Genomic DNA, 17,105 nt, shown 5'->3' on the forward strand with positions numbered 1-17,105 from the left:
GGCCTTCTCCGTTTGCCATAGCTGCTTTCTTTGTAGTAAAATAAACCGACGCAGTAATGGGATGCAGATTCCATTTTGACAGACAATTTCTGATAGGAAACGGTGAAGCTGTGCCAATCCCGGCTGCGTAGCTGATGAGGAGGATGCAAGTTGAAAAGAACGCTCGTTCTCAGAGGAAAACCGGTTGCTGATGAAATTCGCAGCAGTTTGAAGGAAGTTTTTGCGAATTCGGAAGCCACGCTGGCAACCTATATTATTGGAGATGACCCGGCGGCCCATGTCTACAAGCGCAGTTTGATCAAATGTGCCCATGGGCTTGGCGTCAATACCCGTGATGTTGAACTGCCGGCTGATATTTCTCAGGAAGAAGCGGAAGCTGAGCTGATAAAACTCAGCGAGGACCCGACTGTGACAGGCATCTTGCCGCTTATGCCGGTACCGCCGCAGATCAGCCAGATGGCTCTGATGAATTGTATCGATCCCAGGAAGGACATGGACTGCCTGCATCCGCTGAACAGCGGGGAGTTCTATCTGGGCATCAGTCCCTGGGGACCCTGTACGCCAAGAGCCTGCATGAAAATCATAGATTACTACCATATTCCGCTGGTAGGCCGGCGCGTTGTCATGGTCGGCTACGGAGACGTAGTTGGCCGGCCGCTGACTTTAATGCTGGTCGATCGTCATGCCACAGTGACGGTTTGCCGCTCTAAAACAAAAAATCTGCCCAACATTTTGAGTCAGGCAGATATAATTTTCAGTGCTGTCGGAAAACCGAACCTGATCACTGAAGATATGGTGCGGGAGAACTGTGTACTGATTGATATCGGACTGTCCTCCCAGGACGGGAAACTGGTCGGTGACATCTCAGAAGGAGCAAAGCTCCATAAGGCAGCGGCATATACGCCGGTGCCCGGCGGTGTCGGTGTACTCAGTAACCTGATGGTCATGGAAACACTGACCCGCAATCTTTAAGTGGATTAGTCGTTGTATTTGGCAGCGAGCTTGGCCATGAACTTATCCTTTTTAACGAGGAAACGTTCGTGGGAGCCTTGCCCGATAATGCCATGTTCGTCGGAAGCTGTGACCTTGAAGGAAAGCTTTCTTCCATCCACGCCGACCAGGACGGCTTTGGCAGTGACTTTTTTACCGACGGCCGTAGGTGCATCGTGAGAAATGGAAACACTGATACCGACGCTGGTCGTGTCTTCATCGAGACACGGATCTACAAGTGCGCAGGCGGCTTTTTCCATGAGACCCAACAGGGCGGGCGTAGCATAGACATCGAGAGATCCGCTGCCCATGGCCTTGGCCGTATTCGTGTGCATAACCATTTCACTGGCTTCGGCGGCTGCACCGATTCTAAGTTCTTTCATGAGATTCACTTCTTTCCATAAAGTTTATTTTAGTTTACCGCAATCATTGTATTCGTTTTCCTGCGTGAAAGCAAGTTGAGCGCAGCGCAAGGAGGGGGTAGCGCGCATGCTGTTTTTTGATATTTATGCCAATCATCCTGATGAAGCAGAAGCCATTATCGATCAGGACCGTCATGTAACTTACGGAGAACTGCGGAGACTCGTTGATCAGTGGGCCGGCGTGTTCCAGAAAAAAGGTGTTCAGCCGGGTGACCGGGTAGGTCTGTTCAGTAAAAACTGTATTGATTTTATTTTGACGTATTTTGCGGTAGTGCGTGCCGGCGGGGTTGTTGTACCTATTAACTTCCAGCTGGTTCCGCGCGAAGTGGCCTATATTGTTCATGATGCAGGTATCAAGCTGCTTGTTGTTAAAAAACCGATGGCGCTGGAAGATCCCCTGAAAGAGATGGGCGGCCCTGAATGCGAGCAGGTTACGTTTGCTGAGCTTGAACAGGCTCCTGCGGAAACGCTGAAGGAAGTTCCGATGCAGCCGGATGATAACTGCAGCATTATTTATACATCCGGTACGACGGGCAGCCCGAAAGGGGCCATGCTGAGCCATACGGACCTGTGTGCCAATGCCCGGGATTTCACCATGGCTGTCCCATACAATGAAAAAGATACGGTCTTGTGTCTGCTCCCGATGTATCATTGCTTTGCCTGGACCGTGTGTGTTGCCAGCACCCTTCTGCACGGCGGACGCATTGTCATTCAGTCCGTTTATAACTTCAAGACCGCCATGCGGCTTGTGAGAAAACATAAAGTTACGGTGTTTACCGGTGTACCGGCTGTGTTCCGTCTGCTTTGTGAAAGCCGTGACCTCGAGTCGGTGGAATCGGTGCGCTTCTTTATCAGTGGTGCCGCACCGCTGGGCCTTGATCTCGGCCGCACGTTTGCTGTGAAATACGGGCGCCCCGTCTTTGAAGGGTATGGCCTTTCCGAAGCATCTCCGGTTGTTACTTTTAATTATCCCGGAAAAATCAAGATCGGTTCCATCGGAGTACCTATTCCGAACGTACAGGTGAAAATTGTCAGCCCCGACGGTAAGGAAATGGAACGCTGCGAACGCGGCGAAGTACTCGTCAAGGGACCTAACGTCATGTTAGGATATCTGAACCGGCCTGAAGAGACAAAGAGTACAATCGTTGACGGATGGCTTCATACTGGTGATGTGGGATATATTGACGAAGACGGTTTTGTGTTCCTTGTTGACCGGATCAAAGATCTCATTATTTCCAGCGGTGAAAACGTATATCCCCGGGAAATCGAAGAGGCCGCCTGCAAGTTTGAAGGCATCGCGGAAGCGGCTGTCATTGGTGTCCCGGATAAACTTCGCGGTGAATCAATCTGTATCTATGTGGTGCCGCAGGAAGGCATAAAGCCGAATCTGAAAGCGCTGCGTCAGTATTTGCTCGGTCAGGTTGCTCCTTATAAAGTCCCTCGCGAGTATTTTCTCGTTTCCGAGCTTCCGCGCACGGGACTTGGAAAAGTGCGCAAACCCGAACTGCGTAAAAAGGCGATTGCCGTGCTGTCGGAAAACAGGCTTGCCGGGAGGGTTTTATGAAAAAGCTGCTTGCAGCGCTCTGCGTATTGCTGGCCTGCCTCGTAAGCGGGTGTGCCAAGGGTGTCATTACTTTGGAAGTCACACGTCTCGGGGCAGCTGACGTGACGTGCCGCCTGACGGCACTTCCGATTTTGCAGCCGACGGCGCAGACTTTTGAGGAAGATTTCAGGAAGGACGGCTATCAGGTTCGTCCGGTGGATGATGGTGATTATAAGGGCTTTGAGGCTCATAAGCATTTCAACCAGCTGAAAGATATCAAAAAATCCAAGGTGCTGCGCACGTTTAATTTCAAGACCTGGGAAGAGGGCGCCCGCGGGGCACTCGGACAGGCGGATACGGGTAACGGCATTAATCCGGACGCAAAAGGCGCCACGAATGATGTACGGCCGAAATTGCCTGACAAAGAAGAAAAACCGATTGTGACGATGCACAGCGGACTGCTTTTTGACACGATTGACGTGAATACTACGATGGCCCTGGAATCTAAGGAAAGCGTCAAGGATGAAAACGTCAAGGCCGTATTGAAGAACCTGATGAGCCAGTTTGACCTGCGGTTTGTGCTTAAACTGCCGACTCGTGTGGATCAAAGCAATGCCACTAAAGTCAGTGATGACGGGCGTGTCCTCGTCTGGAAGATTCCGATGGGAGAAGATACGCCGCTTCAGGCGTCTGTGACTTATCTCAATCCCGTTAAAGCGGCCGGCTGGGTGGTCGTGCTGCTTGTCATCGGTGGTGTGGCAGCTGCTTATTCGCGTAAACTGCGCCGGCAAAAAGCTCTGGAGGAATGGACAAAGAAACAAGAAAAAAGTGATCATATATTGCCGCTTCCAGAAGAGCAAATCGATGATAATAGCGAGAAAGACGCTCATAAAGACGAAAAATTGTAAGTATATGTTACAAAATCAACAAATTTTTGCCAAAATTCCTATGTTATGCTAAAATACAGAAAAAAGGAATGGAGGGTAAAAAATGGCAGCGGAATTCATAAAATTAAAACAGCTTATTATATTCGTCGGAGAAGATTTTTTCTGTGGAGACAGACCTTTTTATAAGGTCATGCTGGATGTAGCAGCAAAGTATAAACTTGCCGGCTGCACAGTGTTCCGCGGCCTTCAGGGCTATGGCAGCCGTGTACGCGGCCGTGAGAGAAGAATGCTCATCAGTGTTTCCGATGCAATTAATCTGCCAGTCATCATCACGATCATCGATACGGAAGCACAGATTAACAGAGTCATTCCTTTCCTGCAGGAAAATCTGACCCATGGTGTTGCAATTGTTGACGATGTCAACATGCTGGCTACTGATTTTGTGAAAAAACGTTTCAGTAAAGCTGTGGAAGATCGTGAAAATCCTGCACTGCAGGAGTAAATCAGAATTGAAAACAAAATCAGCCGGTACTTGTATACAGGTGCCGGCTGATTACTTTTTAGATTTTGTCTCTTTGCTGAGATAGGGAAGTACAAAAGTGGGCTGCCGCGTTTTGCGGCAGCCCATTGTAAAGGAAAGAAGAAAGATAAAAGAAAGATAAAAGAAAGAAGAAAGAATAGAGAAAATATTTTATTTAACAGCAAGCTGCTGACCTGCTCCTTTGACAGTGACAATGAGAACCTGTCCGGGCTGGATGGCCTGGGTTTGGTCCAGTTTATTTTCTTTGACGATACGATCAATCACTTCGCGGACGTCTTCACCGTCGGCAGTCCGACGGCTGGCAATGCTCCAGAGACTGTCGCCGGAGTAGACCATGACGCGTTCTTTGTGGAATTGTACAGTGTCTTCTTTTGAGAATGCAAAACCAAGGCAGAAAAGTCCGGCCATGACCAAAAGTAAAAGACAGCTCAAACGTTTCATGATATTCACTCCTATCTAACGAACTTTCGTTCGGTTATTTGCATAATATCACTATGAATGTAATTTTACAAGAGAAAAAAACAAAAATTTGTTCGTTTTTATAACTAAAAAGCGTACAAGTCCTGAAAAATGACCACTTTATAAAAAATAGTTGCAAAGGTATGAAAAAAGTGATATAAAGATTAATTTTCTGACGATACAGCGGTCATCGAAAGGGAAATGAAGCCATATTAGTATAGATTTGAGGATGTTTCGGGCCACTGCCGAAAATGCAGCAGAAAAAATCGGATACTGCCGCAGAGGAAAGAATGAGTGTAAATTTGCATCTTCGTAAATTGGAAAAAGCGTGACAACAGTCTGTGCATGAGACTTGTCTTTAATCGCCCACAGTGCTGTTTTTCCCAATTGTCACAATTTTCCACATGCGGTATGGTATAATGTCACTAAAGAATGTCCACAAAGTGAGACAATATAGGAGGGATTCCTTATGAGTGAAGAAACCCGTGAATTTGACAATGAGAACCAGGCTGCTGCCGATCAGGCTGCAGAAGCTGCAGCGGACAAGGCTGCAGAGAATGCCGCTGATACTTCGGACGATGTTGTGGAAGCAGAAGCTGAATCCATTCCGGAAGGTACCCTTGTCAAGACAGAAACAGAACTTGATCCGCAGGACATTGAGAAAGAAGCCGAGAGCATCTGCCGCTGGGGTGCTGCCCGTGCCAGTGTCATTGTTATGACGCCGTTTTTAGGTTCCCTGGCCCTGATGGCAAACGAAGTCTATATGGTTGTCCGCCTGGGTGATCTGCGCGGTATTGAATTGGAGTCGAGCGCTATCACCGGTCTTATCAGTTCCCTGGGCGCTTCTTTTGTCGGACAGACTCTCTTTACTCTGATTCCGTTCCCGCCGCTTCAGGTTCCTATGGGCGTGGCAATTACTTATGCCGTAGGTAAGGCCGCCAATGCCTGGCTGAAAGCCGGCCAGCCTAAAGATATGGAACGGATCCGTGAAATCTTTGAAGAGGCCAAAAAAGAAGGATTGGCCCGCTTTAAAGAATTCAAGGAAGATCCTACCCGCAACCTGCCTCTGGGCGATGAGACAAAGCTGAAAATGAAGGAGAAAGCTCGTCCCATCTTCGATAAGATCAAAACGACAGCAGATGAAGCTGCTGATAAGGTTTCCAGCACTTATGAGGATATCCGCAATAGTAAGGAAGGCCCGAAGGGCAAGGTGGCTTCCGTGATGAATAACGTTGAGGAAGTTGCGGACAGTGTAGCAGAAAAACTGCAGCCTTATAAGGAAATAGCCACTCGTTGGATTTCCGTTCAAACCTGGGAGCAGCTGAGAAGCGGTGCCATTGTAGTCCCGTACCTGGATTTGTCCAAGGGAATCAGTGAAGCCTTGAAAGACAGCGATTTCAAACTGGCAGGATGCTCCTATTACGGCGATCATAAGCTTTCCCTCTCCGTAGAAAATGAAAAATACGGTACCATTACGGCCGTAATCGGTATTGAAGGATTTGCCCTCAATAATACGGCCTCCTACGGGCGTTTCAAGATTTATGATTTTGCAGTTGCTGATAATAAGCTTGGCGAATTGGTCGTCAAGCTGCTGGGTACGAGAATTATCATGTCCCTCGTCAATGCTGTTTTCAATATGAAAACAGTAAGCAAGGATGACCTGATCTGCACATATAATCAAAATACGTTAACAGTTGACTTTACAGACGTTATTAGAAAGAATAAAGTATCACAATACAAAATTGCGGACAGAAACTTGTTCGATGTTGTTCAGCTGACTGCTCTTGTACCCGATGAAAAAGGTATTCATGTATGCAGCAAATGGACAATTAAAAAATAAACAGGAATTTTTGAAAGGGCAGGAATTTAGACCTGCCCTTATTTTTTGTTCTGTTTGTCCTTTCTGGACCGGCAATTGTTTATTTGCCACATACAAAATTGAATGAAAAATCATAAAGATAATGAAAATAATAAAAATTGTATAGATTTTAAATTGTAAAGAGTCTATAATGAAAGGGTAAATGAAAAAGCGAAACTAAACTTTCGCAGAAGGGGGTTAATGTAATGATTAGCTTTTTTGTGTGTCTTGCTATCCTAATTCTTGGCTATTTCATTTACGGCGGGTATGTTGAGAGCTGCTTCCGTCCTCCTATCGATGACAGAAAGACTCCGGCATACAGACTGGAAGATGGCGTTGACTATGTCCCGATGGACACGCCGCGCGTATTCCTTATCCAGCTGCTGAACATTGCTGGCCTGGGTCCTATCTTTGGTGCTCTGGCTGGTGCAATGTGGGGTCCTGCCGTATTCCTGTGGATCACCTTCGGTACGGTGTTTGCCGGCGGTGTCCATGACTTCATTTCCGGCCTGCTGTCCGAACGTAATGACGGCGCCAGCATCGCTGAAATCGTAGGTAAGTACCTTGGCCCTACGATGAAGACGGTTATGCGTGTCTTCTCTGTTGTCCTGTTGATCCTTGTAGGTGTTGCCTTCACGACTGGCCCTGCCGGCCTGCTGACGAAGATTACGACTCAGAGCTTCAACTTCTGGCTGGTTGTTCTGCTGATTTACTATTTCGTCGCAACCTTCCTGCCAATTGATAAAGTCATTGGCAGACTGTATCCGGTCTTTGGCTTCTGCCTGATTTTCATGGCAGTCGGCGTTTGTGTAATGCTCTTTGCTAAAGGTTACAACATTCCTGAAATTGCTTTCGTCAATATGCATCCGAAAGGAACTCCGGTTTGGCCGATTATGTTCATCACCGTTGCCTGCGGTGCTATTTCCGGTTTCCATTCCACTCAGTCTCCTCTGATGGCTCGCTGCATCAAGAGTGAACGTGAATGCCATAAGATTTTCTACGGTGCTATGGTTTGCGAAGGTATCATTGCTCTGATTTGGGCTGCAGCTGGCTGCTCCTTCTACAATGGTACTTCCGGACTGGCTAAAGCTTTCGTCACCTACAAAGGTGCCGGCGGCGTTGTCTATGATATCTGCAAAGGCCTGATGGGCGGTGTTGGTACCGTTATCGCTATGATCGGTGTTATTGCCTGCCCTGTATCTTCTGCTGATACGGCATTCCGCAGTGCTCGTTACACCATTTGCGACTGGTTCCGCATTGATCAGAAGACTATTGCAAGCCGTCTGAAACTTTCTGTACCTATCATCCTGATTGGTGGTATTCTGACTCAGGTTGACGTAACCATTCTTTGGAGATATTTCTCCTGGACGAACCAGACTCTGGCTATGTTTGTTCTGTGGGCCGGTGCTATGTACCTGCTGGCTAACAAGGGCAACTACTGGATTGCTCTGATTCCTGGTACCTTCATGAGTGCAGTATCCTGCACCTACATTCTGATGGCTAAGGAAGGCCTTGGTCTTTCTACTACCGTCGCTTATCCTGCTGGTATCGTTGTCGCTATCATTGCAAACATCCTGTTCTGGAAGCGCGCAAAGAGAGTTGAAAAGGGCGAAATCGATCTGGCTGATAAACCTGTTGAAGGCTGATTGCTTTACAAGACACGAAAAACTGCGGTGCGAATGCACCGCAGTTTTTTTTATAATAAAATAATTCAGGAGGTTTTTGCTTTACTCCTGCAATCAGCTTCCGCATAGTCGGAAGCTGGGGAAACTTATTGAGGCAGAGGATTGTCATCAATCAGGGCAACCGGCACAGAAAATTTATCATTTTATAAAGGCGTTTTATTTGCAGCGTTCACTATGTGGGCACTCACCAAATCATAAAGAATTCATAAGAAAATTCACAAAAAAAACACAAAGTATTTATAATATATTCATGTTTTCTTCATAATTTAGATTTAAATTTATACCAATGACTGAAGAGTCAAGTTCTTTTAAATTGATGTCAAAAAGGAAAACGAGGAAAGAAGGCATTGGTATGAAGAAGAAGGTAGTTGTTGCTACGCTGATGGCACTCGTTGCTGGGGCTTCTATCGCCAGCGCAGCACCGCAAACAACTTGGGATCAGGGAGAATGGCAGCTCGATTTGGGCGCCTGGGATCCGAAAGCAAAAACCTATGGACATGACAGCGAGACGAAATGGAATTTCTATGGTGGCCTGGGTTACGGTATTTCCGATAAATGGGCTCTGCGCTATGACTATCATGGCCTGAAGACCGACGCCGGTGATTTCGATACCGATGGCGATGAACACGAAGTTAATCTGCTGTACAGCCTGGGCAAGAACGTTGCTCTGTTTGCCGGCTGGAACCGCATCAACAATGACTTTGGACATGGCTTTGACGAAACCAACAACGTGGCTCAATTTGGTGTAGCTACGAAGTTTGATCTTGCTAAGAACCTGGCTCTGTACGCTGAAGGCGCACTGGGCACGAAGAGCACTTCCCTGTGGGAAGCTGGTCTTTCTTACACGATCAATGATGACTGGGACATCAACGCCGGTTACCGTTATGTTGATACCGAACTGAATGATGACCACAACATCAAATATCGTGGCTTCCTGGTAGGTCTGTCCTATCGTTTCGGCGGCCATAAGGCAGAAGCTGCTCCTGTTGTTGAAGAACCGGCTCCTGTAGTAGAAGAACCGGTTGCTGAACCGGCTCATGTCTACAATGATTACTATCTGGACAGCATCCACTTCGCTTCTGACGAAGATCAGCCGCTTGCTTCTGAAAAATCTAAGATGGATAATATCGTTAAGGTAGCTAAGGATCATCCGGATTCCACCTTCAAACTGGTTGGCAATACGGACTCCGATGCTTCTGATGCTTACAACGAAGACCTGTCCAAGCGCCGTGTTGACAACGTAGCTCAATATGTTGCAAACAACGGTGTTTCCAGTGATCGCCTGACCCTGAACTATAAGGGCGAAAAGGATCCTGTTGCTTCCAACTCTACTGAACAAGGCAAGGCTGACAACCGCCGTGTTGATGTTTGGGAACACAAATAATTTAATAGAATGATGCCGCTTCGGCGGAGAAAAAAATCGTCTCAGGAATTTTCCTGGGACGATTTTTTTAATTAAATAAAGCAAACCGACAAAGGAGGTTTGCCTTTCCTCTGCCACCTCCTTCCACAAAGTCGGAAGGAGACGGACCACGAAGTGGTGGAAGAAAGTTCCTTAGTAAGCCAAGCCATTGGTTTGGCAATCCGCTAAACCGACGAAGGAGGTTTGCCTTTCCTTATCTCCAATTAGGGTACTAGGTTTCAATGCGGCCGGCGGCAAGCGACCCGCGACCAGCGAAAAAGTGACTATGGAATAACGAACAATCGTCGTTCCATGGTCACTTTTTATAAAATATTTACTTTTTGGTTGTTGTTACTTCGATGAAGCTGAGATCGGTTCTCGAATCGTGGCTGCCAGTCATCTTACCCGTTTCCGGGTCAATGATGATGGCGTTTACGTCGCCCATATAAGGTTTCACTGTCAGGTGATAGCCGCGGGCTTCAAGGTCAGCCTTATCCTTATCGGATAAACCGTTATCCGGTTCCAGCCTGATCTCGTCAGGCAGCCACTGCATGTGGAAGCGAGGTGCGGAGACGGCTTCATTGACGGGCATTTTGTGATCAATGACGTTGGAGATAACCTGGAGAACCGTCGTAATGATGCGGCTGCCGCCCGGGCTTCCGACGACCATGAAAATCTTTCCATCTTTGGAGATGATGGAAGGGCTCATGGAGCTGAGAGGCCGTTTGTAGGGGGCAATCGAGTTGGCATCGCCGCCGATAACCCCGTACATATTAGGAACGCCAGGCTTTGCTGAGAAGTCATCCATCTCGTCATTAAGGAGGAAACCGGCACCCTCTACAGCAACACCGCTTCCGTACCAATCATTGATGGTGTACGTGACGGAAACTGCATTGCCCAAACGGTCAACTACGGAATAGTGAGTGGTCTGTGTGCCTTCTTTAATCGGGCCCAGGCCAGGTTTTACAAGGCTGCTCGGCGTAGCCTTTGTAGCATCGATGGTTTCATAAAGTTTTTTGGCATACGCTTTATCAGTGAGTTCTTTTACCGGGACATCGACGAAATCAGGATCTCCGAAATACTCGCTCCGGTCCGCGTATGCGCGGCGCATCGCTTCTGCCATGATGTGGATAGTTTGCGGTGTCCCGAATCCGCTCTTTTGGATATCCGCATTTTCCATGATATTCAGGATTTCCGCAATGATGGGCCCTCCCGATGAAGGCGGAGCCATGGAAATAATCTTATATCCGCGATAGGTGGTCTCACTGGGCTTGCGCCATACCGGTTTATATTTGGCCAGGTCATCAGCTGTGATGAGCCCGCCATTTTCTTCCATATCCTTTACAATGAGCTTAGCCGTTTTTCCTGTGTAAAAATCACGCGGATCATCGGCAATACGGCGCAGGACTTTGGCCAGATCCTTCTGTACAAAGAGTTCGCCTTCCTTATAAAGGCTGCCGTCCTTGTGGAGGAAATATTTGCGGGATGCTTTATAAGGTGTGAAGCGTTCTGTTCCGACATCTTGTAAAGTTCCAGCCATGTTTCTTGAGACAGTAAAGCCTTTTTCTGCCATTTCGATAGAGGGAGCAATCAGTTCTTTCAGGCTCTTGGTTCCGTATTTATTGAGCATCTCGCTCATACCGGCGACCGTCCCGGGGACACCGACGGAAAGGTAGCCTACGCGGCTCTTGCTGCTGTCGACATTTCCTTCGTCATCCAGGTACATGTCACGCGTAGCCTTGCCCGGTGCGACTTCACGAAAATCAAGGGCCAGGTCTTCTCCGTCTTTCAAATGGATGACGGCAAATCCACCGCCGCCGATGTTGCCGGCATTGGGGTGACAGACGGCAAGGGCGTATCCTACGGCAACCGCTGCGTCGATAGCATTTCCACCCTTATTGAGAACGTCTTGCCCAATCTTGTCGGCCAGAGGCTGGGAAGAAACGACCATGCCCGAACCGTTACTGGTTAAAAGTTCGTTTGCCGGAGCGGCCATGGTGACTGATGAGCCTAAGAGCGACAGGACCAGCGCCATCGCTGTAAAGGCTTTCTTTCTTCCCTTTGCTTTTGCACAAGTAAACATACAATATCCCTCCTTATTAGAGCAAAACAAAAAAGAAGATATCTGACGATTAAATTATAATGTAAAGTCAGATGGAGAACAAAGGGAATGCAGTAGTAAGGGAAAATATCGGGAAAAGCTGTAATAAAAGATACACAGATGCACAACTGAAAAAACAGTGGATTCGCCCGTACAGTAATCTTTTTTTCAGAGGGGGATTTCTTTTTGACGGGACCATATTATAATGGAGTGGTAAGGACTAGAAAGGAGCGAGTCACTATGGAAACCGAAGAACTGCAGCAAAAGATTGAGACTTTGGCCCAGTGGGTCAGAGATAGCGACAATATTGTCTTTTTTGGCGGTGCCGGCGTTTCGACAGAAAGCGGGATACCTGACTTCCGTAGTGTGGATGGCTTGTATCATATGAAATATAAATTCCCGCCGGAGACGATTTTGAGTCATACATTTTTCTGTGAAAATACCGAGGAGTTTTATCGTTTTTATCGTGATAAAATGCTGTGCCTCGACGCGCAGCCCAATGCGGCACATAAAAAATTGGCTCAGTGGGAACAGGAAGGCAAACTAAAGGCTATTGTGACACAGAACATCGATGGGTTACATCAGGCGGCGGGCAGCAAGAATGTATTGGAACTGCACGGCAGTGTGCATCGGAATTATTGCACAAAGTGCCATAAATTCTTTGATGCTGCTTACATGAAGCAGACGACGGGAATTCCGCATTGTGATAAGTGCGGCGGACTCATTAAACCGGATGTTGTCCTCTATGAAGAAGGGCTTGATATGGATATCCTGGAGGCTGCAGTGCGTTTCATTTCTGACGCAGATATGCTGATCATCGGGGGCACTTCACTAGTGGTTTATCCGGCAGCCGGGCTGATTCGTTATTACCGCGGTCATAAACTCGTACTCATTAACAAGGGGAGTACGACTTATGACCAGGATGCTGATCTCATTATTCCGGATGCTATCGGTAAGGTCATGTCACAGCTGCCTTGATACGTCTGTACAGGACTGCCTTGATGGAGAGATGATAACCGGACGTATCGTTCCGGAAAAACTGCCTGTTTTATAGGCAGTGCCGATTTTCAAGCATTTTTCTTTACGGCTCAATTTGTGCTATAATGGGCACATGATACTATTTGGGGGTAATGACCATGTTAGATTTGAAATTTGTCCGTGAACATACGGATGAGGTAATCGAAGCCTTGAAGAACCGCCATACCGAAGTCGATATGGATGCGTTCAAGAAACTTGATCAGCAGCGTCGTGATTTGCTGCAGGAAGTGGAAGCAGATAAGAGCCTGCGCAACAGTGTTTCCGCGGAAATCAGCAAGATGAAGAGGAATGGGGAAGACGCTTCCGAGAAGATTGCTGCGATGCGGGAACTGGGCGATAAGATTGCCGAAGGCGATAAGAAGTTAAAAGATGTGGAAACCCGCCTTCATGATATTATGCTGACTATCCCGAATATGCCGGCTCCGGACGTACCCATCGGCAAAGACGATTCCGAGAACCCGGAAGTCCGCAAATGGGGTGAACCGACTCATTTTGATTTTGAACCGAAGGCCCATTGGGATATCGGGGAAGAACTGGGCATTCTTGATGCAGAACGGGCCGCTAAAGTATCCGGCGGCCGCTTCTACTATTATCTTGGCCTCGGTGCTAAACTGGAACGTGCGGTCTATAACTTCATGCTGGATCAGCACACTCAGAAAGATGGCTATACGGAAGTGATTCCGCCCTATATCGTTTCTCGGGAAACCATGACCGGTACGGGCCAACTGCCTAAGTTCCATGAAGATATGTATCGTCTTGACGGTATGGAAATGTACCTGATTCCGACGGCTGAAGTTCCTCTTACGAACTACTACCGCGATGAAATTATTGATGGCTCCAAGCTGCCGATTTACCTGACCGCTATGACGCCTTGCTTCCGTGCTGAAGCAGGTTCTGCCGGTCGTGATACGCGCGGTTTGATTCGTCAGCATCAATTCCACAAAGTGGAAATGGTCAAATTTACCAAACCGGAAGATTCTTATGATGAACTGGAGAAACTCACCAACAACGCAGAAGATATCCTGAAAGCGCTGAAACTTCCGTATCATGTCGTTTGCCTCTGCACGGGCGACCTCGGCTTCTCCGCTGCAAAGTGCTATGATCTGGAAGTCTGGTTCCCGGCACAGCACAAATATCGTGAGATTTCTTCCTGCTCCAACTGCGTGGACTTCCAGGCAAGAAGGGCCAATATCCGCTTCCGCCGCGACAGCAAGTCCAAACCGGAATACGTCCATACCCTCAACGGTTCCGGCCTCGCTGTTGGCCGTACGGTGGCCGCTATCCTGGAAAACTATCAGCAGGAGGACGGCAGTGTCGTAGTTCCTGAGGTTCTCAGACCATATATGGGTGTAGACGTCATTACGAAACGCTGAGATAGTAAGAAAAACGTTACAAGAAAAAGCTGTGAGAAGATGATTTTTCATCTTTTCACAGCTTTTTTATATAATGGAATCCAGCTATAAAAATAGTGAAAAAATCCTCTGCCCCTGATTTTCTTCAGGATGAGTTCCTCCTATTTTACGGGAAGTCATGAACTTGACTTAAAAATGCTCAAGAAGCATCGTTTTTTCGAAAAATGTATAAAAATTCATTGTGATTTTTTTGCAACATATACTTAAACTATTAAAATTACGCATAAATGTGTATGGATGGACAGAAAAAGCAGCACATTTTGCAGAATAATCGGGGCCCTTCATTGAGACCTATGTGAGAATATTCATTTTTCTGCCTTCTTGGATTTAAGTTTTTGGACGAATGAGGGCGTAAGAGCTTGATTGAGGCCGATTGAGCGAGTAAATGGAATAAAGCCTATATATACATAAAATTTAGCTTTTTTTAAGGATTTTTTATTGTTTTTCTTTTATCTCCTCTAAACTCCTTCATTTTCCTCAAATTTCCTATTGTGTTTTCTGCGCTCTGATGTATAATAAACTACGAAAAAAAAGAGCGTCACCAGACGCAAAGGAGGACGGATAATGAACGAACAAAGTTTTTTCCAATTGTCTCAAGATGCAGTAACTCAGTTAGCTGAACGCTATGGTACTCCCTTACTGGTGCTTTCTTTAGAACAAGTTGAGAAAAACTATGATATTCTGCAGAACCATTTTCCGCAGATGAAAATTCACTATGCAATGAAAGCCAATCCGGATCTGCGGATCCTGGAGACGATGATAAATAAAGGTGCTGAATTCGATGTCGCCAGTGACGGAGAAATCAATCTGCTGTCCAGCATCGGCGTGTCCGGTGACCGGATGATCTATGCTAACCCTATTAAGACCGAAAGTGGTCTGAAGGCCTGTGTGGAAGCCGGTGTGACCCGCATGACTTTTGACAGCGAAACCGAAATTGCGAAGATTGCCAAGTTTGTACCTCACGCAACGGTTCTGCTGCGTCTGCGTATCGATAATCCCAAGGCTCATGTGGACCTTAACAAGAAATTTGGTGCACCTCGCGACAGAGCTATTGCTCTTATGCTGAAAGCCCGCGAAGCAGGCCTTGATATGGCTGGCATTGCCATTCATGTCGGCAGTCAGGTGACGGTGGCAGATCCGTACCTGCACGCCTTTGACATTGTTAAAGGACTTCAGGAAGAAGCTGCAGGCTACGGCCTGGAGCTGCCAATCCTGGATATTGGCGGCGGTTTTCCGATTCCTGAAACGGGCGTTCATTACAATTTGTCAGCCATGCTCGACCAGATTGCTGCCCGTCTGTATGAAGATTTTCCGGATAAGGAAATCTGGAGCGAACCGGGCCGTTATATGGCCGGAACGGCACAGAACCTGATTACAAAGGTTATCGGCGTCAACGAACGGAATGGCCAGACCTGGTATTTCCTGAATGACGGGATTTACGGAACTTTCTCCGGTGTGATTTTCGATCAGTGGGATTTCAAACTGATCAGCTTTAAGGAAGGCCGCAAAATTCCGGCAACCTTTGCCGGCCCGAGCTGTGATTCCCTTGATATTATGTTCCGCGGTAAGATGACGGAACCGCTCGAGGTCGATGACCTCCTGCTTGTACCTGTCTGCGGCGCTTACACGTCTGCTTCCGCAACTACCTTCAACGGTTTCAAGAAAGCTCGTACGGTAATTTGGGAAGAAGTTCGCAAGGAACTGGGCTTGGAGCAGCAGGAACAGCTGTCCCTGGCTGTGTGATGTAGAATTTAAAAAAGGTACTGTCGCATTTTATGCGGCAGTCCTTTTTTATTTTCAGTTCAAATCAGAAGATTGAGCAACTGGTACCGCTCTGTCAAAGACCGAATCTAAGAAGTGCAGCCAATGGCCATTTTGCAGAATTCGTCTATCTATGGGTTGACGCTGCGTGGTATAATGACACGCGGAGAGGATGATTATTTTTATGCGAAAAATGAAGTACTTCTTTTTATTAATGATTGCGGCAGCGCTTGTAATAGGCGGCTGCGGCGGTAATACAAAACGGCAGGTCAATATACAGCCGGAAGATTATCCGGGATGGGTACAGGTGAAGGCCGGCGATGATGCTACGTTTGCAGTGCCGCCGCAGCTGGCGCCTGAGACGGATGAATTTCGTAATAATCTCATGAGGAGTCAGGATACGGATCTTTTTGTGAAGACGATTTTATCTCGTGATGAGATGATTGCCAAAGCAAATGGCAGTGCAATGCTCGTTTCGACGGACTTTACCAAGACACCGTGGGAACCGGGAACCCATTATGCCCGCGTGACTTTTCAGACGCTTACCAGTCCCATGAAAATGCCCCGTTACGGACAAAATCTGGGGATGGATGAAAAAGCTATCAAGGAATTCGATAAGGCAACACAGGAGGGTGTGCAATTTGCCGTAAGCCGCAGTCTTCCGGAAGGATATAAAATTGAATGCCGCAACTGGACACCGATGAAAACACAGATTGTCAATGGTATCGAGCATCTTTACGTGACTTATGACGAAGTGATTACGCGTGACGGCCAGCCGGTGATGATACTGAATGTTCGCCGCTGGACATTCCTTAACAGTGACCGGCTCCACGTACTTATTGCATATACTAACGCAGCCGATAAGACGTATTGGGAGGATCCGCACCGTAATATTTCTAACCTTGTAAAAACCCTTGTCATTACACCTTCCTGTGTGGAGGAAGAAGATAGCGGAATCCTGGGTAAGATAAAAAGTTTATTCTGATGAAAAAAGAAGCTGTGAAAA

General features: G+C 47.3%; 14 protein-coding genes. 11 read left to right on the top strand and 3 right to left on the bottom strand.

All coding sequences use genetic code 11. The annotated features are described in order from the left end of the window. The first annotated feature begins 150 nt into the window (after positions 1-150). Positions 151-972, top strand: coding sequence for a bifunctional 5,10-methylenetetrahydrofolate dehydrogenase/5,10-methenyltetrahydrofolate cyclohydrolase (locus LKE33_03515; protein MCH3949993.1), 822 nt, complete (start codon positions 151-153; stop codon positions 970-972). Between the two features lie 5 nt (positions 973-977). Here the strand turns inward: LKE33_03515 and LKE33_03520 are convergent, their stop codons facing one another. After that, entirely contained in the window at positions 978-1,373 is a 396-nt protein-coding gene (locus LKE33_03520; GenBank protein MCH3949994.1) for a thioesterase family protein, read from the bottom strand. A 106-nt stretch (positions 1,374-1,479) separates the two neighbouring features. Between LKE33_03520 and LKE33_03525 the strand changes: the two genes are divergently transcribed. From LKE33_03525 to LKE33_03535, 3 genes are all read left to right on the top strand, one after another. Beyond that, the gene (locus LKE33_03525; protein ID MCH3949995.1) at positions 1,480-2,976 is read left to right on the top strand and encodes a long-chain-fatty-acid--CoA ligase; all 1,497 of its coding nucleotides are present in this window, start codon (positions 1,480-1,482) and stop codon (positions 2,974-2,976) included. Continuing rightward, positions 2,973-3,863, top strand: coding sequence for a hypothetical protein (locus tag LKE33_03530; protein ID MCH3949996.1), 891 nt, complete (start codon positions 2,973-2,975; stop codon positions 3,861-3,863). Before LKE33_03525 ends, LKE33_03530 begins: the two co-directional genes overlap by 4 nt. Before the next feature lie 82 nt (positions 3,864-3,945). Next, entirely contained in the window at positions 3,946-4,344 is a 399-nt protein-coding gene (locus LKE33_03535) for a DUF190 domain-containing protein (GenBank protein MCH3949997.1), read from the top strand. A gap of 189 nt (positions 4,345-4,533) precedes the next feature. Here LKE33_03535 and LKE33_03540 read toward each other — a convergent pair whose 3' ends face one another. Further along, positions 4,534-4,824, bottom strand: coding sequence for a LysM peptidoglycan-binding domain-containing protein (locus LKE33_03540; protein MCH3949998.1), 291 nt, complete (start codon positions 4,822-4,824; stop codon positions 4,534-4,536). Between the two features lie 487 nt (positions 4,825-5,311). On the opposite strand from LKE33_03540, the gene LKE33_03545 reads away from it, so the two are divergent. The 3 genes from LKE33_03545 to LKE33_03555 all read left to right on the top strand — a co-directional run bounded on the left by LKE33_03545 (position 5,312) and on the right by LKE33_03555 (position 9,769). Beyond that, on the top strand, positions 5,312-6,682 hold the full coding sequence (locus LKE33_03545) for a hypothetical protein (GenBank protein MCH3949999.1): 1,371 nt from the start codon (positions 5,312-5,314) through the stop codon (positions 6,680-6,682). Positions 6,683-6,906: 224 nt separating this feature from the next. Next, positions 6,907-8,346, top strand: coding sequence for a carbon starvation protein A (locus LKE33_03550; protein MCH3950000.1), 1,440 nt, complete (start codon positions 6,907-6,909; stop codon positions 8,344-8,346). 391 nt (positions 8,347-8,737) lie between these two features. Further along, positions 8,738-9,769: an outer membrane beta-barrel protein gene (locus tag LKE33_03555; protein ID MCH3950001.1), complete on the top strand. Its 1,032-nt coding sequence runs from the start codon at positions 8,738-8,740 to the stop codon at positions 9,767-9,769. A gap of 352 nt (positions 9,770-10,121) precedes the next feature. Here the strand turns inward: LKE33_03555 and ggt are convergent, their stop codons facing one another. Beyond that, positions 10,122-11,870: a gamma-glutamyltransferase gene (ggt, locus tag LKE33_03560; protein ID MCH3950002.1), complete on the bottom strand. Its 1,749-nt coding sequence runs from the start codon at positions 11,868-11,870 to the stop codon at positions 10,122-10,124. A gap of 258 nt (positions 11,871-12,128) precedes the next feature. On the opposite strand from ggt, the gene LKE33_03565 reads away from it, so the two are divergent. From LKE33_03565 to LKE33_03580, 4 genes are all read left to right on the top strand, one after another. After that, positions 12,129-12,866, top strand: a complete 738-nt coding sequence (locus LKE33_03565) for an NAD-dependent protein deacylase (GenBank protein MCH3950003.1) — start codon at positions 12,129-12,131, stop codon at positions 12,864-12,866. Positions 12,867-13,024: 158 nt separating this feature from the next. Continuing rightward, positions 13,025-14,299 carry a serine--tRNA ligase gene (serS, locus tag LKE33_03570; protein MCH3950004.1) on the top strand — a complete coding sequence of 425 codons (1,275 nt, stop codon included), beginning with the start codon at positions 13,025-13,027 and terminating at the stop codon, positions 14,297-14,299. Between the two features lie 603 nt (positions 14,300-14,902). Beyond that, positions 14,903-16,081, top strand: coding sequence for a type III PLP-dependent enzyme (locus tag LKE33_03575; protein ID MCH3950005.1), 1,179 nt, complete (start codon positions 14,903-14,905; stop codon positions 16,079-16,081). 202 nt (positions 16,082-16,283) lie between these two features. After that, a complete protein-coding gene (locus LKE33_03580) occupies positions 16,284-17,084 on the top strand; it encodes a hypothetical protein (GenBank protein MCH3950006.1) in 801 nt (266 codons plus the stop codon). Positions 17,085-17,105 lie beyond the last annotated feature (21 nt).

This window comes from Acidaminococcus sp. (assembly GCA_022482815.1).
Classification (GTDB): Bacteria; Bacillota; Negativicutes; order Acidaminococcales; family Acidaminococcaceae; genus Acidaminococcus.